The sequence below is a fragment of the Desemzia sp. FAM 23988 genome, from assembly GCF_045528365.1.
Classification (GTDB): domain Bacteria; phylum Bacillota; class Bacilli; order Lactobacillales; family Carnobacteriaceae; genus Desemzia.
Genome location: NZ_JBGQQS010000026.1, coordinates 1 through 22,164, shown reverse-complemented (window position 1 = coordinate 22,164; position 22,164 = coordinate 1). Strand labels below are relative to the sequence as shown.

The following is a 22,164-nucleotide window of genomic DNA, read 5'->3' as shown; positions in this document are numbered from 1 at the left end:
TGTTGGTAGGTTCTACTTTAAGTTATAGAAAAATTTGAGTTAGTATAGATAACGTTTGTATGAGAAAAGTATAGACACAAGAAAAAAATCTTTTAGTTTGCCTCAAGTTTTTGGAGAATAGAGTCTCTAAGTATATCGTCTATTAAACTACATAAATATAGTAAAATCCAATTTGATCTACTATATTCACTGTAGTCAAAATTAAATGCAGTCATGAATTGCTCTGCGAATATTTCGATTTTTTTATTAAAGCCTTTAAAGTCACCATGTCCAATCTTATTTCTCATTTGGCGTAATAAAGTTGCTACTGGATAAGCATTTTTTTTATATTTGCTACTTAAAAAAAGAACTAATAAATTATCAATATCTGCTGTTTTTTGTTTAGAGTCTAATAATAGCATTTCTAAGAGTGTAAATGTTTTGAGATAGTGATAATTATTATACTCATTGTCTTTATATAATGCATTAATAATATAATCTAATTTATAATAATCATTCTCTATACCTAGGAATTGATCTAGTTGGTTTCCAAGGATTTTTATATGGTCTATTATCTCTTTGGTAGATAGAGGAGCTTTAAAACCAATACTAGGTTTGAAACTCAAATTAAGGAGTATAATTGATTTTTCTAAAGGGCTAGAGTTGCTAGAATAAATGTAATCTAAGTGAGGCTTATTAGGCATATTAAAGTAAAGGAAATTAATAAAATTCACAATTTTTTCTGCATAATCTCCTTCGTTTAACCTACTATCGAAGAGATTGTTTTTCCAATCAAAAAAAGGCATATCTTCGTTTTGATAATCAAATAATAGACAAATCATATTGTCAACAAGACAACTAACACACTTTTTTATAGAGCTTAAATCATACATAGAGTGAGATTCAATGTTTCTTTTAACTAGTTCTTGTAAATAAGAAAGAGAATAATCTATATCATAAGAATACCCATGATTAATAATATCTTTTTTAATATCTATTTTTTGCTGACAGATTTCCTCATATATTTTATCTTGAATAATAGATTTCCAATCCTTCGGGATATTACAAAAATACAACTTTAATTTATTTGATAATAGAGTTGTTGGGATCTTTCCATAAAAATTCAAAACAATCATCTGACAGACATCCTTTCTTATAATTGGAGAAAATAAAATGGTACGAGAATTAATGAGTGATGGAGGTCTTGATAACTTGAGTTTTCCATTTACTGCTACTCCTATTGTACATTAAGTTAATAGAGTAGTATAAAATAGAACCAGTAAGAGAAAAAGATAATACTTTGTATAATAAACATTTTATAGACAGATAGTGGAGGTAAAACAAATGATTTATCAAATGGGTTTGTATCGAGAATATTTCGAATCAATTAAAAAAGGAAAGAAAAAATCGAGGTGCGCTTAAATGACGAAAAGAGAAGACTAATAAAAGTTTGGGACACAATTGAATTTATAAAGGTTCCTGAACAAGATGAAACATTAGAAGTAAAAGTAAAAGAACTAAGGATGTATGATACATTTAAAGAAATGTACGAGGATATTCCTTTTAAAGACTTTGATTGTAAAAATTGGACAATGGCTGAAATGATAGATGGAACATATGAAATTTACACTCTTGAGCAAGAAAAAAATGGGGAACATTAGCAATTAGAATTGAATATTAAAAATAAAATATATAATTTCACAAGCTTCATGTGAGACTTCACGTATAATCACTTTATCTTCTAGAAATATTGCGTGTTCATAAATGCCATCATATTCATCAAATAAGATATCAATATAGCTTTGCAGCTGTCCAGGTTGTAGAAATAAGTATACTTTTCTTGTCAATTTTTTATGAAATAAGGAACTTGATTGATTAAATGTTGCCTTTTGACAGAAGTTAATTTCACGGTATAACGTTCTTTCATATTCTATTGTAAATTACACTGTTAATCTATAGCTATGTATTAATGTTAAAACAAGGTTGAAGGTAGTAGATAACGGAAGATACGAAAAACAATATTTTGAATGATAATACAATAAGGAATCAGTACTTAATAAATTTTTTAACAAAAGGGTGGTTTAAGGATGTTTAATATCTATTATATGAATTATGATAAAGCTTTTGAAATTGCAACTTTAACTAACAATGAAGTGATCGATTTTGAAGAAAGAGAAAATATATCAGAGAACAGAGAAAGAAAAGGGAAAAAGGGTGATGTTACCACAGATGCGAATGCTAGTGTACCTTGGTTAACTAAGTTTAAAGTGGCAGTGAATGCTGGGTTAAGTAATGAAAAAGAAATTAGCAATATACAGAGAATGCGGAGTAATGTTCAAATTATACAATCTAATTCAATCTTACTTAATGCAGTACTAGAATTAATTAATGATGAAAATTTTTCTGAAACGGAAGTTAATGAAGGAACTCTTGTAAAAATTGATAATGTTTCTTTAAAAATCAAAAATGAGGAAGATGTTCGTGCAGCAAAAATGTTGCAACCAGGTACGATTACTGACATAAAAGATTTAAATATTGAAGGGATGAGTGTTAATCCCGATATGCTTATGACATCTATGATAAGTGATTATTTTTATATTCTTACAGGAACTGGTAGCCAGGATGATTCTTATAATAAAAAGTTTATGTTAAAAATACCTTTAACAGATAAATTTCAAAGCAGTTATTCAATTGACGATTTATTAATAGGAAAAGTATCGATTGTAGGAATATATAAAGGTATTATTACTGAAAAAAATTTATCTAATACTTTTAATTTTTTTAAAACGATCGGAGAGAATAATGGAGAAGAAAAAAATGATGTAATAGAGCCATCCACATATAGACAAAAACCAAATGAAAAAGCAACATCAAATGAAATAGATGAGGAATATCTTTTCATTGACACTATTGCTGTACTACAAAACGTTATAATTTCAGAAAAGGATAAGGATAATGGCTGAATTAACTATTTTTAAGAGACCAGATTATCAGAGCTTGAAAACAAAAATTGAAGCGGATGGGAAAAAATTGATCAGTGTTGGTACGGTGATTGATATTTTTAACTATGAGAATATTAGTGAAAGGATTGGCTTATTAAATCTTAACGAAGTTGTAATAGATATTAGTGCATTGAAGAATATTGAAATAGTTGGTGGTAATTTTTTACTGGCATTTGAATATTTTGTAGAAGAATACCTAAGTGAAGCATGTTTTGCAACTGATTACGACACACAAGAGTTTAGAGAAAAAGTAAGTTATATATTTGAAAAAATTAGAGTCTATGAAAGTCCAAAAACACGTAAAGAAATAAAAGAAGAAAAAACACAAATAAGGATTAAAAAGAAAATTGTAGATTGTTCTCGAGAAGATATTGAAAAATTAGTTTTCAATTTTTCAAATAGAATAATAGGTCACGATAGATTTAAGGATGAATTATTAAGTAAATTGATTGAGTTTAAAATATTTAATTCTATGAATGAAAATAAAATTTATTCGTTTTTTATCATGGGAGAATCTGGTGTTGGGAAAACTGAAGTGGCTAAGGTTCTTCACCAGTTATTGGGCGGTGAAACACCCCTAGCTAAAATAAATTTTGGAAACTATAGTAGTCAAGATGCTTTAAATAGTCTGATTGGAAGTCCAAGAGGATATATTGGAAGTGAAACAGGGGAACTATTTGAAAGAGTTGAACAGTCAAACACGGGAATTATTTTAATCGATGAATTTGAGAAAGCAACGACTTCACTATTCAATTACTTTTTAGAGGTGCTTGAAAGTGGGATAGCGATAAACTCTCAAGGGGAAATTTTAGATTTGAACGGTTATATATTCATATTCACATCAAATATAGAGCCTAATAAGTTTGAAGAAGTATTCTCTCCAGAGTTAAGATCACGATTCAATTATATTTGTTCGTTTAGTCCGCTTTCTTACCAGGATAAAGAAAGTTATCTGTTTACACGGTTTTCAAAGTATGTAGATGAATTTAACAATGCGTATAATAAGAAGTTAAAAAAGTTAACTACTCTTGAATTAAAACAGAGAATAGATATTAATATGTATGACAATATGAGAATTTTGAATTCAGAGATTAGAAATTTATTTATTTCTTATATAAATGAAAAATATGGAGATAAAAAAGATAAAATATGGGGTTGATTTGTTCAATATAATTATTAAAAGGTCGATAAACATTAAGGAGGTAAAAATGGTTAAAGAGATTCAGGAGATTAATCTAGAACAATATGATAAATTTAGAGAGAAACTTTTACGTTTTTTCGATTTATATAAGGAATGTGAAGAGAGGTCTTTGTTATTTAGTGCTATGATAAATATTAATTTTGGAGCACAAGATATAAATCGACTTATTGATAAAATAAGTAGTAACAAAGATTACGATAGTAGTTGGTATTATGAATTAATAGTAAAAGCATATCAGATTTTAAATGCTTTTGATGAAATTCAAAATGCACTTAAGCTTGTAAAAAGCGGATACAATGATTTGTATGGGCAACCAGATGAAGCAGATGCTCTAAATAGAGAGAAAGAACGTCAGAAGATTGATTTTTTTAGGGCATTAAGAAGTTTAACAACTGCACATACTTTAAAAACAACAGATAGGACATTTAAAAAGTTTGGGATATCTAAGGGAGTGTATCTCGAGGATGTTAGTTTTAAAAGAAACATGCTGTTTAAGAAATCAGACGGAGATGTTGTATTAGAAATCCGTGTAGAAAATGAAAAAATGGAGGATGGTTTAGGGGAAATACAGTATGTAGGTATTTGGATAGAAAAAGATATTATAGAACCAGTACGAATAATTATTTCTAAACTTGAATTAGGGAATGAAAAACTGAGTAATCTTATTCAGGATAAGGAAAATGAGTTGAAAAATATAGAAATGCCTCACCAAGAAAATATCGATAAGTTATTTTTAGAAGAACTTAAGAGTGCTGTTATTGAACGTTATCCTAGAGAAATTACAAACGAAACTTATGCGAATGGAGAAATGATAGAATATTGGAGTATACAAGAAATATTTGATTTTGTAAATTGGGATGTTAAATTTAATGATGAAAGAGATTTAAAACTCAAATCTTTACAAGGCATAAAACAAAGTACCTTATATCAATATGCAAGAGATGTTCAGAATATGCAACTAGATTATAATGAAACCTTTTTTCTTTCTTACCACATAAGTACTAAGGGTATCCGTTCATATGATGTTGAAAAGATACAAAGTTATTTAAGTAGGAGTAAGAATTATCCTAATTTAAATGAAATTATTCCCTATATTAATAACTTATCAGGAGCTAGTCAGATGAATAGTGTATCCGATGAAACTTGGGCATGCTTATTATTACTAAAGCTTCAACCAGAATTAGATGACTATTTTAAAATAGAATGGGAGAATAAAACATTACAAGAAATATACTGGCAATATTTAGTGGCCTTATTTGTACGGAATAAAAATAGTTCATTGTAAGCTAATCAATTTACAGTTATCAAAAAAGTTGATATAAAATATAAACATCGTTATTATAAAAATAACAATGTTGGATTGGAGTGTGCTTTCTTTGAATGTAAACTATTTTCTAGAGACAAAAACAAATATAATCCAAAATGATAATTTGAGAGAACCTCAAATTGAAGCTTATGTTGAGGTATATGATCATTTTGTAAGTAAAAAAAAGACAAAACAACATGCTATAGTAGTTTTACCTACTGGTAGTGGGAAAACAGGTCTGATTTCAATTTTGCCATACAACATTTCAAAAGGAAGAGTTTTGGTTATTGCTCCTCAATTGACTATATTAGATACATTGGAAAAAGGGTTAGACAGTGGTAGCTCTCAGAATTTTTGGACGGATGCCGAAGTAATAAAAAATCCGAATAACTTGCCGACAGTAGTAAAGTACGAAGGAAAAGATACTAGGAAAGAGCACTTGGAACAGGCAGATATAGTTATTGCAAATATTCAAAAACTACAAAGTAGAAATGAGATGGCACTTTTAAACCAATATGATTCAGACTTCTTCGACATGATTATTATTGACGAAGCCCATCATTCAGAAGCAAAAACTTGGATTGAAAATTTACAGCACTTCTCGAAAGCAAAGGTCATAAAGCTTACAGCTACAGCTTATAGATCAGATAAAAAGGCTTTAGTTGGTGAGTTGATTTACAAATATAAATTAAGTCAAGCAATGAGTAAAGGGTATGTGAAATCCCTTGAAAAGTTCAATTATATACCTGAAAAGTTATATTTCATTATGGACGAAAATCCAGATAAACAATATACATATGAAGAAATAGTAGCTATGGGATTGAAAGATGACGATTGGATAACGAGAACGGTTGTTTTTTCAGATGAGTGTAAATCAAGTGTTGTGAAGAAAAGTCTCGAAATTTTAAAAGAGAAAAGAATAGGTACAAAAGTGCCTCATAAAATCATCGCAGCAGCAACCAATATTAAAGAAGCACAAAAAATCGCAGATATGTATACTGTAGAAGGTGTGCGAGCAATTGCTATCCATAATGAAATGAATCCTAAAGAAAAAGAATTAGCCTTTTCGGACATTGAAAATCATAGAGTTGATGTCGTTGTGAATGTGTCTATGATGGGGGAAGGATATGATCATAAATATCTTTCTGTAGCTGCTATTTTTAGAGCATTTAGAAGTCCGTTGCCTTATGAACAATTTATAGGGAGAATACTAAGAGCGATACCTAAGAACGAGGTAGAGAATGCTTCTGATAATGTAGGTAGCGTTGTAGCTCATGAGTTATTATTTTTAGATGAATTATGGGAATACTATAAGTCTCAAATTCAAGAAAGCGACTTTATAACAGAACTTACCGACTTAGAAATTCCAGATTCTCCTATCAATAATTCCGGTAATGAAAATGCTCAAATAATTGAAGTCGAATTTGGCAAAGCACTGGAGTCGGGAGAAGGTATTTTGAGCCACTCTATTTATATGGAGACAGACTATATTGCAAAAGCTCAACAAGATCAAGACGAACGAAAAGCTAAGATTATTCAATTAGCTGAACTTTTAAGTATACCTGAGAGCCAGGCATCTGATATAATAAATGAAACAGATTCTGATTCAAATGAATTAAAACGTCCAGATGTTATCTTAAAAAGGCGTAAAAAGTCGACGGATACCAATATTCGTCAAGTGATTGTCCCGGAAATATTAATGGAGGCAAAAGTTGATATTAAAGGAACTGAGTTAGTAAATTTACCTATTTTTTCTGATCGTAAATATTCTTGGATTCCCAAAAGAATAAAAGACAACGGCGGCATGCTTGCGACTTACTTCAATACATTTTTGAAAAATGAAATTGGTCGTAAACGAGAAGAGTGGAGCAATGATGATTATGAAAGAGCTGGAGAGCTGTTAGAGCAGCAGGCAGAATATCTAAAAGGTTTTTTTGAAGGAGAATAATACTATGTCTAGTTATATAGAAAAAGTCTATGAACTAACAAATCTATCTATTTTAACGCCTTCTAACTTATTAAGTAATATCAAGTTAGATAATTATAAAGAAGTTAAATACTATAAAATAGAGAATACATTGATTTGTGAAATGGTTTCTGTAGAAGAGAACGAAGAAGTACACTACCGTTATGAGTTTGATACAAAAGATAAATTGCAAAAAGCAATCATCGTTTATCAGTCGGAAGAAATGGAAATTTTTAATCGCGAAAAAGAATTGAATGAATTGTTACGTAAGAATTATGGTCAATATAAAAGAAAACTTGCATAGCATTATATATTTTTTAGAATAAATGTTTATTTGACTCAAAATTAAAATTGATTTTGAGTCTTTTTTATATCGTAGTTAATAAAAAAATGTGTGATTTTTAAGTTTATTTATATTTTTAAATATGAGGTATATGTCTTTGAATAGAAATGATACAAAGAAGAGCGGCACCAGAACTTCAAGAGATGAATAGGGTGAACCGGAAATCTGAGAGATTGATTCATAATTTGAATAATCAACTCTTATAATGTAAAAGTTATATCTTACTTTAGAGTTACTAGACTATGAAAATTAAAGCCTATTCTCGCTGACCCGTCTGAGTTAAAATTTTGCCAACTTTTCACCAACTATTTTGAAAGTTCCTTGAAGTGAACAAGTGGCAATTAAAAACAAAATCCTTTTAAATCAAACTTTTGATGTCCTTTGACTTCACTTGAAGACCTCATAAAATAGAGCATCGCACTCGTAACGCGGGGGTCACAGGTTCAAATCCTGCAGCCGGCATAACACGAAAAAAGACAGGTCTATCAAAAGTTTTAAACTTTTGATAGACCTGTCTTTTTTTTATTTGATTCTGATTAAATAATCTAAATCCAGTTCAAATGAATAGAAGATACTTGCATTTTATTGTCTCCGTTTCTAAACGAATAGACAAGTTAATTGATTAGAATGAACAAGTAGAGTAATGTTTGCTATGATGAAACCTTTAATCAGAGGCAGTAAAAAATTCAAGAGGTGATGAAAATGGTTTTCGACTACGATCTTGACTTCGATCATATAAACTTTCGCGAGCAGCCAGAATTGTATAGAGTGGGAAGAGGAGAGCAAGGTGTGCTGCTGGTAGAGCCTTACAAGAGCGAGATACTTCCGCAGTGGCGGTTTAAGACTCCCAAACTCGCTAAAGAATCGTCTGAAAAAATTTACCAGATGTACTTAGATTATAAAAAAGCTGAGGATTTTGTTGGAATGGACATGGCCAGAAAATTTCTTCAGATGGGATATACACGATCAAGGCGTTACGCAAATTATAAAGGTGGAAGGAAATACAATGAAGATGGCGAAATAAAAGAAAGAACGATTGACGAAGAAAAAGCAGAGTCAGCTGCAATATTTGAGGAGAAATGGAAAACCGTCAGAGAAGATGCGGATTATCTCCAGATGAAGAAAAAACATCAGAAAAAATATGGCTGAAAACGCAGGAATCATTCAGAAAAATAGAGAAAGAGTAGAATTTTTTAGCTTATATAAGTAAAAGGTTCAGCAAATAATTGTTTTCAGGGCCTTTTCTGTAGAATAAAAATACATTTTATGTATTAAATGTTCGATGCACACCTCTACCTAAAAAAAATTCTGTCCGTTCATTCTCTCCTAAATTTCGTTATACATTATATTTTCTTCTAAAAAACAAGCAACTGTTTGATGCAAAAGAAAGATTGGTTCCTTACTAATGAAAGCGATAACTATTAAAACACGGATATAAAAATGTGAGTTAGATTAGTTTTATTGGTTGACTTTCTCATTTAATACGGTTAAAGTAGGTTTACTTTAATAAAAGACAAGGAGTGTTACGAATGATGCAGCAAAAAAATGAATCTGTGTGCCCAACATGTAACACTCATACTGTCTTATTAATTTTATTGATTTAGCCCAGGATTCTAACTATTCAATTAGTTGAGTCCTCATTTGCGTTTTACGAGGGCTTAACGAGATTTAAGCCCTTCATTGCGAAGGGCTTTTTATTTTTTAAGAGAGGAGGAACTATACGGGTTATGTAACGCAGCTAAGAATAAAGGTGACTAACTAACTTTCGGAGGTGTCGGATGAAAAAGTATTTACTAAAACGTTTTATGATTGGATTTATTGTATTGTTCTTTATCACTTTTCTGTCTTACATGATTATCAATCTTTCACCAGGTGATCCCGCAACCTTATATGTGGGACAAGATGCAACAGAAGCACAAATCAATCAGGTTCGTGAAAGTTTAGGGTTGAATAAGCCGTTGTTGATTCGGTATGCCAATTGGGTGAAGAATCTACTTCGTGGAGATTTAGGAATATCTTTTGCGACTCGGCAGCCGGTAGCCAATATCCTTTTAGAAAGAATCGGACCAACGGTGTTGCTAATGGGAGTTTCGCTCTTAACGGCTTATCTGGTGGCGATACCTTTAGGAATCTATAGTGCCGTAAAGCAGAAGTCATGGGTCGATTACTTCATTACGGGCACCTCATTTTTAGGGATTTCTATTCCCAACTTTTTCTTAGGGTTATTTCTCATTTATGTGTTCGCCGTCCAATTAAAATGGTTGCCTACTGGGGGCATGCAAATGTTGGGATCAGATGGAGGATTTGTAGAACGAGCTCGGCACATGGTGCTGCCAGTTATCGTTATCGCCACTACGATATCGGCCAATATGATTCGTTATGTTCGCTCAAGCATGATCGATATTTTTGATGAGAATTATTTACGGACCGCTAAAGCCAAAGGATTAAAACCGCGTCAGATTATTTTTAAACACGGTATCCGAAATGCATTTGTTCCCATCATTACGATCATTGGAACCGATATCCCGATGTTGATTGGAGGGGCCATTGTCACGGAGCAAATCTTCCAGTGGCCTGGACTTGGAGCATTAACGATTTCTTCCATCCAATCACGAGACTACACTGTTTTGATGGCTATTACATTACTTTCCGCTGTTACAGTGCTGGCAGCTAATATGTTGATGGACATCTTGTATGCTTTAGCAGATCCAAGAATTCGATTCAGTAAAGATTAGTGAGGAGGAAAAGCATGGCTTCAGCAAATACAGATTTTAAACTGGTTTATCCAAATGGCGACGTATCAGGTGTTGAAAAGCAGCCTTTTGGTACACAAAAGCATGAAAGCAACAGCAAGGTCGTATTCAATCGATTTATCAAACATAAACCAGCCCTTATTGGTTCGATGGTTTTTCTGATATTGATTTTGACAGCTGTTTTTGCACCGGTAATCGCACAATATGACCCGACGTTGATTACACCAGATTTCGAAGCAAAACCCAGTATGGATTATTGGCTAGGAACGGATGAAGTTGGAAGAGATGTATTCAGCCGTCTCATTTACGGTTCTCGAATGTCCTTATTTGTCGGAATCAGCTCAGTAGCGTTGTATACCATTATTGGAACGACTTTAGGACTGATTGCCGGTTATTTTGGCGGTTGGATCGATGAGGTAGTCATGCGGACAACAGAAATTTTTCAATCTTTTCCAACATTCATGGTGATCTTAGTACTCGTCAGTATCATTGGCCCTGGAGTAGGTACGATTACGGTAGTGTTGGGTTGTCTGAACTGGACAAGTCTTTGCCGCTTAGTGCGTGGGAATGTGTTAGCGATCAAAAATAGTGAATACATCCAAGCCGCAATTTCGGTAGGGCATTCGACACCTTATATCCTATTTCGAGAGATTTTACCAAATGTGCTCTCCGGTATTTTTGTGAATGCTACATTTGGAATTGCCAGTGCGATACTGACCGAATCTTCACTCAGCTTCTTAGGGATGGGGATCCAGCCACCCATTGCAAGTTGGGGAAATATCTTATCTCAAGCTCAGTCCTTAACGGTTTTATCGAGTCAGCCTTGGTTATGGATGCCAGCTGGATTTTTGATTTTACTCGCAGTCCTCTCAATCAACTTTATTGGTGACGGCTTGCGTGATGCCTTTGACGGGACAATTACTTAAAAATGGGGGAAACAAGTATGAATCGAAAAATAGTTAGTTTTATAGCAGCTGCAGTCATATTGATACTGGCTGCCTGTGGCAACACTACTGCAGAAGAAACAAGCTCTGCTAATTCAGAAACAGACAAAGAGGCGTTGTATATCGGGGTAACAAATGGGATGGGAAATCTTAGCCCGATCAATGCGAGCAGTGTATCCACCAGATGGGTGCAGCGATTCTACTTTGATACCTTATTGGAAATGACAAATCCGTTAGAATTTGAACCTAAATTAGCAGAATCATTCGAAACTACAGACAATCAAACCTATACGATCAAACTGAATCCAGAGGCTGCATGGACAGACGGTACACCGATTACAGCAGATGATGTGGTCTTTACCTTTAATTTGTTTGCCAATCCAGAAGTCCAAACGACAGGATTGTACTTGTCTTCATTAGAAGGAGTGGATAGTTCGGGTAAATTAGAAAATGGCCATGAGATCCCAAATCTGGTTGTTGTAGATGACCAGACGGTGACCTTTAAAACAAAATCTCCTATGGATCCAAATTATGTCAAAGAAATGATCGGAACGAACATTTTCGTGCAGCCAAAACATGTCTTGGAAAGTATTCCCGTCAATGAATTGGAAGGCTCTGAAGCTTTTGCTTCCCCAACAGTCACTAGTGGTCCGTATCAATTTAAGGAATATGTCCAAGATTCTTATCTTGAACTAGCTGCTAATGACACGTATTACCGTGGTACTCCAAATATCCCGTCTATCTTCATTCGCGTGATGACCGGAACGAACTTGACCACTGAGCTGCAAACAGGTGGTGTAACGATGAATTCAAGTGGTGGAATTGGAGAGATCTCTATTTCAGACATTGAGACAGTAGAAAATGTTGAAGGACTGGCAGTTACTACACAACCAGCTTGGACCAATCAATTTATCTATTTCAATACCGACAAATTTGACCAGAATATTCGTTTGGCGATGTCATATGCCGTGAATCGAGATACGATTGTCGATAATTTGCTGCAAGGTAATGGAGAAGTCACAAATGGACCTTACACTTCCGCAAGTCCATATATGAATGAAGATTTAGCCCCAATTGCCTATGATCCAGACAAAGCAGAAGAGTACATTGCTCAATCCGATTATGACATGAACGAACCAATTGAGATCATGGTTCCAACTGGAAATAAAGTCCGCGAGCAGTCAGCTAATTTGATCGAACAAGATTTGGAAGCTGTTGGATTTATTGTGGAACAAATTACCTATGATTTCCCGACTACTCTTGAAAAAGCAAGAGCTGGAGAGTATGACCTTTATTTAGGTGGAATTGCTGTCCCCGTTGATCCAGACATGACCACTTATTTTGGTTCAGCAGGCAGCTCTAACTATCCATCTATCCAGAATGAAGAAATCGACAACCTATTGGAACAAGGAAATTCTGAAACCGACAGCACGAAACGAAAAGAAATTTACAATGAGTTGCAAGTCGTCTTACAAGAACAAGCACCGATTCTGCCGCTTTATTCCCAAAGCGACATTGTGATCCAGAATGAGTCGTTAACCGGCGGCATCAAAGAATATTGGGGCGGTTCACTGTACGACATTCAAGACTGGACACTAAACTAATCAGACAAAAGGAGCAGATAAGAATGAAACAATCACAAGTAATAGGAACGATCGAAAAAGCTAAAGAAATGGCTTCACAACGGGAAACAGAATTTTACGATTACTTGCGCATCGAATCGGTTTCCACGCAACACCGACAAATTCCTGAAACTGTTGCGTATGTAAAAGGATTGATTGAACGAACTGGTGGGGAAGTCCAGGTATTTGATGATTTAGGTGGACACCCAGTGATTTACGGATTTTTCCCCGCATCTCCCAATGGGAATAGTGAGCGTACGCTATTGTTCTACAACCATTACGATGTGCAGCCACCAGAACCTTTAGAAGAATGGTACACAGAACCTTTCGAGCCTACTGTAAAAGATGGCCTACTCTATGCACGAGGAGTTTCAGACAATAAAGCCAATTTTATGGCACGACTAAATGCTTTATCGATCTTGCACGAAACAGGTGACTTATCTTGTAATGTGAAATTTTTATTAGAAGGGGAAGAAGAGATTGGAAGCCCTCATTTGGGACCTTATATAGAAAAATACGCAGAGCTCTTTCAAGCAGATGCGTGCATTTGGGAAGCAGGTTCAAAAGATAAATACGAAAATTATGTTGTGAGTGCAGGAATGAAAGGTATCGCATACTTTGATTTAGAAGTGACTACCGCCGCCATTGATATCCATTCTTCTATGGCGGCAATTATTGACAATCCTGCTTGGCGTTTGGTCCATGCGTTGGAATCCATGAAAAATGAGCACAATGAAATTGTAGTAGAAGGTTTTTATGATGGCATATCGGCATTATCCAAACAAGATAAAGAAGCTGCAGCAGCACAACCCTTTGATCCAGCTGAAGTGAAAGAACAGTATGGAGTGACAGGGAAATTCATCACTGAAGGAACTGACATCAGTCCAACGGAAGCATTGGCTTTTTATCCTACGATGACTATTTGTGGATTTAACAGCGGGTATACGGGTCATGGCATCAAAACCGTTCTCCCTAAAACGGCCAAAGCCAAATTGGATTGTCGTTTAGTACCTGGTCAAGAACCAGAACACATTTATAATTGCATATGTCATCATTTAGAAACTCACGGTTATCAAGATATTTCTGTAACGATGATTGCAGCTGAAGGAGCACAACGCACATCAATTGATGACCCTTTTATTGCAACGGTCGTTTCAACAGCAGAGAAAATCTATGGAGCGGACAATCCGGTCTTAGTCTCGCCTAGCATGGCAGGTACAGGTCCCAGTGAGTTGTTCGAAAAATATTTGCATCTGCCGGTGGCGGGAGTTGGAGCAGGTTGGGCAAATTCAGGGGCGCATGCGCCAAATGAAAACATCCGTTTGAATGATTTTTATCAGAATATTGCGCATATGGTGGAATTGATGAAAGAATTCGGTGCCGCGTAAAAACTTGAGAAAAGAGGTGGAGCGATGCGAAAGAAATTATTGGAAGTGAGAAATTTGGAAATCTCTTTCCAGACAGCTGCTGGAGAGATGCACGCTGTCAGAGGAGTGAATTTCGATTTATACGATGGAGAAACATTAGCAATCGTTGGAGAATCCGGATCGGGGAAATCCGTTTCTACTCAGGCTATTCTAGGGTTGTTGGGAAAAAAAACAACGATGATCAAAAGCGGTGAGATTCTGTATCGAGGGCAAGACTTGTTAAAGTTGAGTGATACAGAGATGCAACAAGTTCGCGGAAAAGAAATTGCGACCATTTTTCAAGATCCGATGACTTCATTGAATCCTACCATGTCAGTGGGTAAACAAATTGCAGAGTCGATCATCCAACATCAGAACAGCAGTTCTGTTGAAGCTTTGGAACAAGCAAAAGAACTGTTGGAAATGGTAGGCATCAAAGACGCCGAAAAGCGTGTGCATCATTACCCACATCAATTTTCAGGTGGAATGAGACAGCGGGTGATGATTGCCATTGCTTTAGCCTGCAAGCCTAAGATTCTGATCGCTGATGAACCTACTACTGCATTGGATGTAACTATTCAGGCTCAAATTTTAGAATTGATGAATGAACTGAAAGATAAAGTCAACACGTCGATTATTTTTATCACGCATGACTTAGGTGTTGTAGCAAATATGGCAGACCGGGTAGCAGTAATGTATGCCGGTAAGATAGTGGAATGGGGACAAGTAGATGAAATTTTTTACAATTCTCAGCACCCCTATACATGGGGATTATTAGCTTCCATGCCAACCTTGAAAAATGTGAGTAATGACTTGTATTCGATTCCTGGAACGCCTCCCAATATGCTTCATCCTCCAATCGGGGATGCTTTTGCCCAAAGGAATGCGTACGCTTTGGAAATTGATTTTTACCAGGAACCGCAAGTGTTTGCTGTATCCAAGACTCATCATGCAGCGACTTGGTTACTGCATCCCGATGCTCCCAAAGTATCTCCACCAGCAGAAATTATTTGGCGTCGAGAAATAGTTGAGAACAATTACGAGAGGAGGGCACATGGATGACAAAGGAGAAAACAAAAAAAATACTCGACATTAAGCATCTGAATCAATTTTTTAATGCATGCAAGCCCTCTGAAGTTCGAGCAGTTAATGACTTGTCTTTCTATATTTATGAAGGCGAAACATTCGGTCTAGTCGGTGAATCGGGATCTGGTAAATCAACGACAGGAAAATTGATTTCCAGGCTACAAGATGCCACATCAGGAAACATTCATTTTGAGGGACATCCCATAGATTCTTTGAAAAAGAAAAACGAGTTAAAACAATTTCGCAAAAATGTGCAAATGATCTTTCAAGACCCGTACGCTTCTTTGAACCCTCGAAAAACAGTGATGGAAATCATAGGTGGTAGTTTGAAGGTGCATGGGTTAGTCAAAAATGAACAAGAAAAAAGAGAAAAAGTCTATGAATTGTTGGAATTGGTCGGACTTAGCCCAGAATATGCTACTCGTTACCCTAGAGAATTTTCGGGAGGACAATGTCAACGCGTCGGTATTGCACGTGCACTAGCTGTTGACCCCACATTTATTATTGCGGATGAGGCCATTTCAGCCTTAGATGTATCAATCCAAGCGCAGATCGTCAATCTATTGAAGAAATTAAAAAAAGAAAAAAAGTTAACGTACCTATTTATTGCTCATGACTTGTCCATGGTGAAATATATTAGTGATCGTATCGGAGTAATGAATGATGGGCGCTTATTGGAAGTAGCTCCAGCTGATGAGTTGTATAGTATTCCATTACACCCGTATACTGAATCACTTTTGTCAGCTGTTCCGGTACCGGATCCAATTCAAGAACGCAGTAGTACTAGAATAGGGTACCAGAAGGCGTTCCACCAATATAAAGACGATACGGATGCCGGCTTATACGAAATTGCTCCTGAGCATTTTGTTTATTGCAAAAGAAGCGAAATCTCTTTTCTCAAGGAAAAATATAAACAAGCGAATCGAAGAAAAGTAGTCATCTAACTTATTAAGAATAGAAAGTGGGAATTTTATGGAACAGTCAGTTGATACAGCTAAAACAAGCTACGCTATTTGGGAGAAAGAATTGGAAACCAATTATCCGGAGACAGTGGCTGTAAGACGCCATTTACACCAATATCCAGAGCCATCTTTTGAAGAAAAAGAAACGGCAGCTTATATTGTGGAGCAATTAAAATCCTTTGGAATTACGGATATTCAAGAAGGTGTAGGGAATGGGTATGGAATCGTAGCTAAAATTGAAGGCGCCAATCCAGGGCCAACGATTGCTTTTCGGGCTGATTTTGATGCGTTACGCATTCAAGAAGAAAATACAGTGGACTACAAATCACAAAATCCAGGAATCATGCATGCTTGTGGACATGATTCACATACGGCTACCTTATTGAGTGTTGCAAAAGTGCTGGTTAATCACACCGAAGAATTAAATGGAAATGTCGTGTTAATCCATCAAAATGCAGAAGAAGTTCTTCCAGGCGGAGCTAAGAGTATGGTTGAAGCGGGTGCTTTGGAAGGGGTAGATTATGTCTTTGGCCAACATGTGCAATCATTACTTGATGCTGGGAAAATTGGCTACATGAATGGCTATGCCATGGCAGCGGCAGACTTCTTTAATATTCAAATTCAAGGAAAAGGTGGTCATGGAGCTCATCCGCAAGATACGGTAGACTCAGTGATCATTGCTGTGAAAATCGTTGAAGCTTTACAAACGCTCGTGAGTCGTGCCATTAATCCACTTCATCCTGCTGTCGTAACGGTGTCAACGGTACTTGCGGGAGGAGAAGCCAATAATATTATTGCCGATTCAGCTATGATTAGAGGGACTGTTCGTACTTATCAGGATGAAGCGAGAGATACCATTCAACAGGAAATGGGGCTCATGGCCAAGAATATTGCCGAAATGTACCATGGAACTAGTGAACTGACGTATACAAGAGGATATGATGCAGTCTACAATCATCCTAAGGAAACGGCCAGATTCGTGAGTATTATGAAAGAAAAATTTGGCGAGACTGAAGTGGTTGAGCGCGAAGCATCCATGGGAGGCGAAGACTTTGGCTACTTTTCAAAAGTCAGACCGGGAACCTTTTTCAATGTTGGAGGAGGTAATCCTGAAGTAGAAGCTACTTATCCGCATCATCACAAGCGTTTCAATATTGATGAAGTGGCGATGCTTCGAGCAGGAAAAGCCTTCTTAGCCATTGCGGAGGATTATTTGGTGAACGGCTCAACTGATTGAGAGAGTAAATAGAATAACGACTTGGTTTTGTGTGTCTAAACCTAGGTAAACAGCCTATAAAAAGACTTAAAACCTATAAATCGATTATTTTTCATAAAAATCGTAAGTTCGATCTTCAAAAGCAATAAAATCTATATTGTCTCTTTCAAAAGAACGAGAACCTATAACAATAGATTTGTCTAAATCGTTTATGAGATATCGTCTATCAGTTGAAACGACTTGATTGTATCTGATTTGGAGATAGAAAAAATAATGTCTGGTTGTTCATTGTGCTTTACTGTAACTGACCATAAATAGTCTTGAGTAAATTCGTTATATTCCGGAAAATCGACTTAAGGTAGAATGTCTTCTTTTTTTATCTTCATATTGTTTAATCAGACAAAAAATATTTTAATACATGAAGTCATGCATTGTAAAACCAGAGCCCTAACACTTTTTATTATAGTGTTAGGGCTCTGGTTTAGTGAATTCATACGATTTTCAGCGATTTTATAGACGGTTTCTTTATCTCTTTTTCCAATAACAACAACTTGGATTACTTCAAGTTTACCTTGTACTTCTCTAAAAATAACACGAAGTTCCATTTTTTTATTTTTCAGTTTATTCCATTGATCTAAAGAGCCATGCAACGAATAATCTGTAATTAAGCAAGAAAGTTAATTAATCGCACTTTCTATTATTTATTAATCACCAAACGACGTGTATAAACGGCTTGTCCTGAATGCATAACGGCATCGTCAATAATAGAAACAAGTCGAGCTTGATGAGTTACTGGTGGGGACCAATTTTCATCAACAATTTTATCTAAAGTGTCTTCATTTAAATTATCTAGATAATCCTTTGCTAATTTGATACTGACATCTAAATAATCACTTAAGAGATTTTTGTCAGAAACGGTGACTTGTTCAGCTTCCTCTAATGTATGTTTGTATTCGGGCGTATCATCTGGGAGTGGCAAATCAAAATGTTTATTCCACCCATTACTTGTGTACATTGCTTCTTCGCCTTTTAGATCAGAAATCTGCATATCAAGTTCACGAGCAGTATGCCAAAAGAGCCAAGTTACTGATTTAAGTAAAGGATGTGGCATTTTATTGGCCTCTTCTACCGTCATTTTGTCCAAAGTTTCTTCAAAACGTTCTTGAACACGATCTAATAGTTCCACTTGTATAGTTGTCATCTCTATCACTCCTTGAAGTGATTTTACCACCAACCAAAAGATTTGTTAATTAAAATGCGAGAAAGCAAAAAGTGAATTTTTCTCTATTATCAAATAATCTAAAGGGCAAAAGCAGTTCTCAATTGAAGTGTTCCTCACTTCTTTATGTAAAGTTAATTTAGTTGAGATTTTAGGGCAACGTTTTAACATGCTGTCTAATTTTTTATAGTCTTTTTCTGCATCTTTCCAAAAAAACATCTTTGCCATTAATCAAATAGATCCTTAGCGGATAAAGCAGCAAATGGGTTACACTCTTGATTTGATTCGATCACTTCAGTAGCTGAAATGAGTTCGCCTGATTCGGATGTTACTCGATTATTTAATTGACTATAAAATAGTTTGTTTTCCAGTTCGTTGTAATCTTTCACTAATTTTTCATACACGGCATCACTGAGAATAACAGCTTCAGGTTTATTATGGTTAAAAATAAAGATTGGTTCTCCTGTTTTACTTGTGTCTTTTATAATTTTTGAAAAGTCTTTTTTAGCTTCTGTGATCGATTTTGTTTTTACATCTAACATTTTCAACATACGAAGCACCTCACTTTTTTAATTGTGCAAATTATCGCAACCCAAAAAAGACCTTAATTAAAGTCTTAATAAAGGTCTTTTTTTATATTTTTCAATACATGAAAATGCTTATAATAGTGTATTGGAATTAAGGTAGATTGACAAAAGAGTGATCAAATAGGTATACTTCATTCAAATAATCGTTTGAATGTGAGGTGAGATGAATGGAAAACGTTTGCCAAGTGACTATCGTACATAAAGAAAAAGTAACTGTAATAAAAAATAAATTGGATCAAAAAGATTTTTCAAATTTACTTGTGTTAGGTAAATGTTTCAGCGATTCTTCTAGAATTAAAATTTTCTATGCTTTAGAAACCTATAAGGAAATGTGTGTCTGTGATTTAGCAGAAATACTTACTGCTAGCGTTGCTACAACGTCACACCATTTACGTTTTTTAAAAAAACATGGGATGGCAAAATCACGTCAAGAAGGAAAAGTAGTTTATTACTCTTTAGCGAATGAAGACATTCTTTCCGCTATTCGTGTTTTTTTAAAGTTATCAGAAAATCTATCTATGAAATCTTAGTTTGGAGGAAGTTATTTTGTTACAAAGTATTTTTTCAGCTATCGCTGTTTACATTTCTACCAGCATTGATTATTTGTTTATCTTGCTTATTATCTTTTCCCAAAGTCACACACAAAAAGGTATTCGTCACATTTTTTGGGGTCAATATCTTGGAACAGGCATTTTGGTAGCTGTAAGTTTGTTTGCTGCATATGTGCTGAATTTCATTCCGCAAGATTGGATTATTGGGCTTCTTGGTCTAATTCCAATTTTCTTAGGAATCAGAGTGGCCTTGGTCGGCGAAGAAGAGGAGGAAGAAGAGGAAGTCGTTGAAAAGCTTGAATCAAGAGGAACGAACCGCTTATTTTGGACAGTTTCCTTAATAACAATTGCTTCTGGTGGCGATAATTTAGGGATTTATATTCCGTACTTTACCTCGTTAGCTGTTTCAGAAATTATCATTGCTTTAATTGTATTTGCCATCTCAGTTGCGGTTCTTTGCTCTATCAGTTACAAATTAGCCAAGATTTCTTTTGTTTCCGAAACCTTAGAAAAATATGAACGAATCATTGTTCCTATTGTATTTATTGGTTTAGGGATTTATATATTGATCGAAAATGGTACAATTCAAACTTTATTAAGTTTATTTAATTAATAAACAGTTTGATTGTTAGTACAAAAAAAGACAACGAGTTTTAATCGTTGTCTTTTTTTGTATTAACCTATTGGCGCATTATCCAAATAGTATAATGAGATACATGAAATTACATAAAGTCATGTATCCAAAAAATTGATTTGATAAGGTTCTTTTGTAAAAAAAATAGACCCACTTTCGTTTGTTTTGATAGAAATATAGAAAAATACTCTCCCACTACTGAACAAAATAGTTCATAGTTTTGTTCAGTAGTGGGAGTGTATTTTTCTGAGAGACCTTTTGTCCCAGCATCTTTTTGACGTTCATTCAGATATTCTCGTTCATTTGTCTTATTAAATATACATATAACTCTTTTCTTAAACCGAATGAAAGATCTTTAGACGATTCTTCAGCATGAAAGTAACCTGTCTTTTCGTATACATTTGGTAATTCTTTATCAGTCATTGATATTAATTGTTCCCAATATGTCTTACAATAAATTACTTTAGGATGGGTAGAAGGAAATTGTTCTTTATAGGCTTCTTCTAAAGTAGTTATAAATTTAGACCATTCAGAATAATGTTCTTTCCAACTATCTTTTTCTGTTACTAAAGCTCGCATTGAATTAAATTCTTGAATCGTAAAATGAGACTGTGCATTGGTACGATAAAAGGTAAGTAATTCTGCAAGTAGAGTAGAGTCAATAGCGGTATATTCTGCTAATGTCTTTTCAAAATTTAACAGTTTATCTAGTTTCTTTTGTTGCGAAGAGATTTCCTTTTCTAATAAAGCACGTTGTACATATACGTACTCTGAAAGATAAATTGTATCTTTCAGAATAATTGTTTTAATTTCATCTAATGAATATCCTAATTCTTTTAAACCTAAAATAATATAGAGTTGCTCTAAGTTATTGATATCATAAATACGATGATTGGATTCTGTAATATTGTACGGTTTTAAAAGTCCTATTTCATCGTAATAATGGAGTGTGCGTATTGAAGCTCCAGTCATTTCTGATAATTCTCCAATTCTAAATGTTTCTTTCATGAGTTATACTGCCCCTTCCTAGTAATAACGATAATTCCTCTGGAGTATAGTGATATTTTTTCCCACAACTTGTACAAACCATTTCTTCTGAACGCCTATTTTCAATTGACTCTATTAAGTCAGTGTGTGACCAAGACAATAAAAGTTGTCCATACATTTCTTTTGTACAATAACATTCTGTAGTGAAAAAGAAATTTGTAAGGAATAGCCAATCTGCTTCAAACTGTTGCCAATGACCTTCTGAGTGAGAGGATTTTAGATTACTTATAATCTTTTCAACTTCTCCAACGTCTGCACCAGGTAATGCTTGAACCATATATCCTATCCAATGTCCTTTAAAAGAATGAGTGTAAAACGCAGTATCAATCTGTTCGCTTTG

At 34.7% G+C, this 22,164-nt stretch carries 21 protein-coding genes; 16 read left to right on the top strand and 5 right to left on the bottom strand.

Going from position 1 to position 22,164, the window contains the following annotated elements:
- Positions 1-92: 92 nt before the first annotated feature.
- Complete coding sequence (locus ACEN4L_RS11705; RefSeq protein WP_407097460.1) at positions 93-1,115, bottom strand: hypothetical protein; 1,023 nt, start codon at positions 1,113-1,115, stop codon at positions 93-95.
- A gap of 276 nt (positions 1,116-1,391) precedes the next feature.
- On the opposite strand from ACEN4L_RS11705, the gene ACEN4L_RS11700 reads away from it, so the two are divergent.
- The 14 genes from ACEN4L_RS11700 (at position 1,392) to ACEN4L_RS11635 (ending at position 17,807) form a co-directional block, all read left to right on the top strand.
- Complete coding sequence (locus ACEN4L_RS11700) at positions 1,392-1,640, top strand: ASCH domain-containing protein (protein ID WP_407097461.1); 249 nt, start codon at positions 1,392-1,394, stop codon at positions 1,638-1,640.
- A gap of 426 nt (positions 1,641-2,066) precedes the next feature.
- Positions 2,067-2,942: a hypothetical protein gene (locus tag ACEN4L_RS11695; protein WP_407097462.1), complete on the top strand. Its 876-nt coding sequence runs from the start codon at positions 2,067-2,069 to the stop codon at positions 2,940-2,942.
- The gene (locus tag ACEN4L_RS11690) at positions 2,935-4,140 is read left to right on the top strand and encodes an AAA family ATPase (protein WP_407097463.1); all 1,206 of its coding nucleotides are present in this window, start codon (positions 2,935-2,937) and stop codon (positions 4,138-4,140) included. The genes ACEN4L_RS11695 and ACEN4L_RS11690 overlap by 8 nt, the downstream gene beginning before the upstream one ends.
- Before the next feature lie 49 nt (positions 4,141-4,189).
- Entirely contained in the window at positions 4,190-5,467 is a 1,278-nt protein-coding gene (locus ACEN4L_RS11685; RefSeq protein ID WP_407097464.1) for a hypothetical protein, read from the top strand.
- Positions 5,468-5,558: 91 nt separating this feature from the next.
- Positions 5,559-7,436, top strand: a complete 1,878-nt coding sequence (locus tag ACEN4L_RS11680; RefSeq protein ID WP_407097465.1) for a DEAD/DEAH box helicase — start codon at positions 5,559-5,561, stop codon at positions 7,434-7,436.
- A gap of 4 nt (positions 7,437-7,440) precedes the next feature.
- Positions 7,441-7,758 (top strand): hypothetical protein, encoded by a 318-nt coding sequence (locus ACEN4L_RS11675; protein ID WP_407097466.1) that lies wholly within the window; start codon positions 7,441-7,443, stop codon positions 7,756-7,758.
- A gap of 741 nt (positions 7,759-8,499) precedes the next feature.
- Positions 8,500-8,946: a DUF4385 domain-containing protein gene (locus ACEN4L_RS11670; RefSeq protein ID WP_407097467.1), complete on the top strand. Its 447-nt coding sequence runs from the start codon at positions 8,500-8,502 to the stop codon at positions 8,944-8,946.
- A gap of 629 nt (positions 8,947-9,575) precedes the next feature.
- Positions 9,576-10,532: an ABC transporter permease gene (locus tag ACEN4L_RS11665; RefSeq protein ID WP_407097468.1), complete on the top strand. Its 957-nt coding sequence runs from the start codon at positions 9,576-9,578 to the stop codon at positions 10,530-10,532.
- Positions 10,533-10,546: 14 nt separating this feature from the next.
- Positions 10,547-11,476, top strand: coding sequence for an oligopeptide ABC transporter permease (gene opp4C / locus ACEN4L_RS11660; RefSeq protein ID WP_407102559.1), 930 nt, complete (start codon positions 10,547-10,549; stop codon positions 11,474-11,476).
- Positions 11,477-11,493: 17 nt separating this feature from the next.
- Positions 11,494-13,098, top strand: a complete 1,605-nt coding sequence (locus ACEN4L_RS11655; protein WP_407097470.1) for an ABC transporter substrate-binding protein — start codon at positions 11,494-11,496, stop codon at positions 13,096-13,098.
- Between the two features lie 23 nt (positions 13,099-13,121).
- The gene (locus tag ACEN4L_RS11650; RefSeq protein ID WP_407097471.1) at positions 13,122-14,504 is read left to right on the top strand and encodes a M20/M25/M40 family metallo-hydrolase; all 1,383 of its coding nucleotides are present in this window, start codon (positions 13,122-13,124) and stop codon (positions 14,502-14,504) included.
- A gap of 24 nt (positions 14,505-14,528) precedes the next feature.
- Positions 14,529-15,584 (top strand): ABC transporter ATP-binding protein, encoded by a 1,056-nt coding sequence (locus tag ACEN4L_RS11645; RefSeq protein WP_407097472.1) that lies wholly within the window; start codon positions 14,529-14,531, stop codon positions 15,582-15,584.
- A complete protein-coding gene (locus ACEN4L_RS11640; RefSeq protein WP_407097473.1) occupies positions 15,581-16,552 on the top strand; it encodes an ATP-binding cassette domain-containing protein in 972 nt (323 codons plus the stop codon). Before ACEN4L_RS11645 ends, ACEN4L_RS11640 begins: the two co-directional genes overlap by 4 nt.
- A 28-nt stretch (positions 16,553-16,580) precedes the next feature.
- Positions 16,581-17,807 (top strand): M20 family metallopeptidase, encoded by a 1,227-nt coding sequence (locus ACEN4L_RS11635; protein WP_407097474.1) that lies wholly within the window; start codon positions 16,581-16,583, stop codon positions 17,805-17,807.
- Between the two features lie 676 nt (positions 17,808-18,483).
- On the opposite strand, the gene ACEN4L_RS11630 is transcribed toward ACEN4L_RS11635, so the two are convergent.
- Complete coding sequence (locus ACEN4L_RS11630) at positions 18,484-18,987, bottom strand: DinB family protein (RefSeq protein ID WP_407097475.1); 504 nt, start codon at positions 18,985-18,987, stop codon at positions 18,484-18,486.
- A 245-nt stretch (positions 18,988-19,232) separates the two neighbouring features.
- Positions 19,233-19,556, bottom strand: coding sequence for a type II toxin-antitoxin system Phd/YefM family antitoxin (locus ACEN4L_RS11625; protein WP_407097476.1), 324 nt, complete (start codon positions 19,554-19,556; stop codon positions 19,233-19,235).
- Positions 19,557-19,759: 203 nt separating this feature from the next.
- Between ACEN4L_RS11625 and ACEN4L_RS11620 the strand changes: the two genes are divergently transcribed.
- Together ACEN4L_RS11620 and ACEN4L_RS11615 are read left to right on the top strand one after the other, a co-directional pair.
- The gene (locus tag ACEN4L_RS11620; RefSeq protein ID WP_407097477.1) at positions 19,760-20,122 is read left to right on the top strand and encodes an ArsR/SmtB family transcription factor; all 363 of its coding nucleotides are present in this window, start codon (positions 19,760-19,762) and stop codon (positions 20,120-20,122) included.
- A gap of 16 nt (positions 20,123-20,138) precedes the next feature.
- Positions 20,139-20,756 carry a CadD family cadmium resistance transporter gene (locus tag ACEN4L_RS11615; RefSeq protein ID WP_407097478.1) on the top strand — a complete coding sequence of 206 codons (618 nt, stop codon included), beginning with the start codon at positions 20,139-20,141 and terminating at the stop codon, positions 20,754-20,756.
- A gap of 306 nt (positions 20,757-21,062) precedes the next feature.
- Here ACEN4L_RS11615 and ACEN4L_RS11610 read toward each other — a convergent pair whose 3' ends face one another.
- The gene (locus tag ACEN4L_RS11610) at positions 21,063-21,785 is read right to left on the bottom strand and encodes a MerR family transcriptional regulator (RefSeq protein ID WP_407097479.1); all 723 of its coding nucleotides are present in this window, start codon (positions 21,783-21,785) and stop codon (positions 21,063-21,065) included.
- Positions 21,769-22,164: Hsp33 family molecular chaperone HslO (locus tag ACEN4L_RS11605; protein WP_407097480.1), on the bottom strand; the 396-nt coding region annotated here is incomplete at its 5' end. The genes ACEN4L_RS11610 and ACEN4L_RS11605, both read right to left, overlap by 17 nt.

What these genes read in the sequence shown, in the direction of transcription:
- ACEN4L_RS11625 (WP_407097476.1), bottom strand. Translation starts at nt 19,556, where the DNA reads ATGTTGAAAATGTTAGATGTAAAAACAAAATCGATCACAGAAGCTAAA.
- opp4C (WP_407102559.1), top strand. Translation starts at nt 10,547, where the DNA reads ATGGCTTCAGCAAATACAGATTTTAAACTGGTTTATCCAAATGGCGAC.
- ACEN4L_RS11685 (WP_407097464.1), top strand. Translation starts at nt 4,190, where the DNA reads ATGGTTAAAGAGATTCAGGAGATTAATCTAGAACAATATGATAAATTT.
- ACEN4L_RS11610 (WP_407097479.1), bottom strand. Translation starts at nt 21,785, where the DNA reads ATGAAAGAAACATTTAGAATTGGAGAATTATCAGAAATGACTGGAGCT.
- ACEN4L_RS11690 (WP_407097463.1), top strand. Translation starts at nt 2,935, where the DNA reads ATGGCTGAATTAACTATTTTTAAGAGACCAGATTATCAGAGCTTGAAA.
- ACEN4L_RS11695 (WP_407097462.1), top strand. Translation starts at nt 2,067, where the DNA reads ATGTTTAATATCTATTATATGAATTATGATAAAGCTTTTGAAATTGCA.
- ACEN4L_RS11675 (WP_407097466.1), top strand. Translation starts at nt 7,441, where the DNA reads ATGTCTAGTTATATAGAAAAAGTCTATGAACTAACAAATCTATCTATT.
- ACEN4L_RS11670 (WP_407097467.1), top strand. Translation starts at nt 8,500, where the DNA reads ATGGTTTTCGACTACGATCTTGACTTCGATCATATAAACTTTCGCGAG.
- ACEN4L_RS11620 (WP_407097477.1), top strand. Translation starts at nt 19,760, where the DNA reads ATGGAAAACGTTTGCCAAGTGACTATCGTACATAAAGAAAAAGTAACT.
- ACEN4L_RS11650 (WP_407097471.1), top strand. Translation starts at nt 13,122, where the DNA reads ATGAAACAATCACAAGTAATAGGAACGATCGAAAAAGCTAAAGAAATG.
- ACEN4L_RS11655 (WP_407097470.1), top strand. Translation starts at nt 11,494, where the DNA reads ATGAATCGAAAAATAGTTAGTTTTATAGCAGCTGCAGTCATATTGATA.
- ACEN4L_RS11640 (WP_407097473.1), top strand. Translation starts at nt 15,581, where the DNA reads ATGACAAAGGAGAAAACAAAAAAAATACTCGACATTAAGCATCTGAAT.
- ACEN4L_RS11665 (WP_407097468.1), top strand. Translation starts at nt 9,576, where the DNA reads ATGAAAAAGTATTTACTAAAACGTTTTATGATTGGATTTATTGTATTG.
- ACEN4L_RS11635 (WP_407097474.1), top strand. Translation starts at nt 16,581, where the DNA reads ATGGAACAGTCAGTTGATACAGCTAAAACAAGCTACGCTATTTGGGAG.
- ACEN4L_RS11705 (WP_407097460.1), bottom strand. Translation starts at nt 1,115, where the DNA reads ATGATTGTTTTGAATTTTTATGGAAAGATCCCAACAACTCTATTATCA.
- ACEN4L_RS11645 (WP_407097472.1), top strand. Translation starts at nt 14,529, where the DNA reads ATGCGAAAGAAATTATTGGAAGTGAGAAATTTGGAAATCTCTTTCCAG.
- ACEN4L_RS11630 (WP_407097475.1), bottom strand. Translation starts at nt 18,987, where the DNA reads ATGACAACTATACAAGTGGAACTATTAGATCGTGTTCAAGAACGTTTT.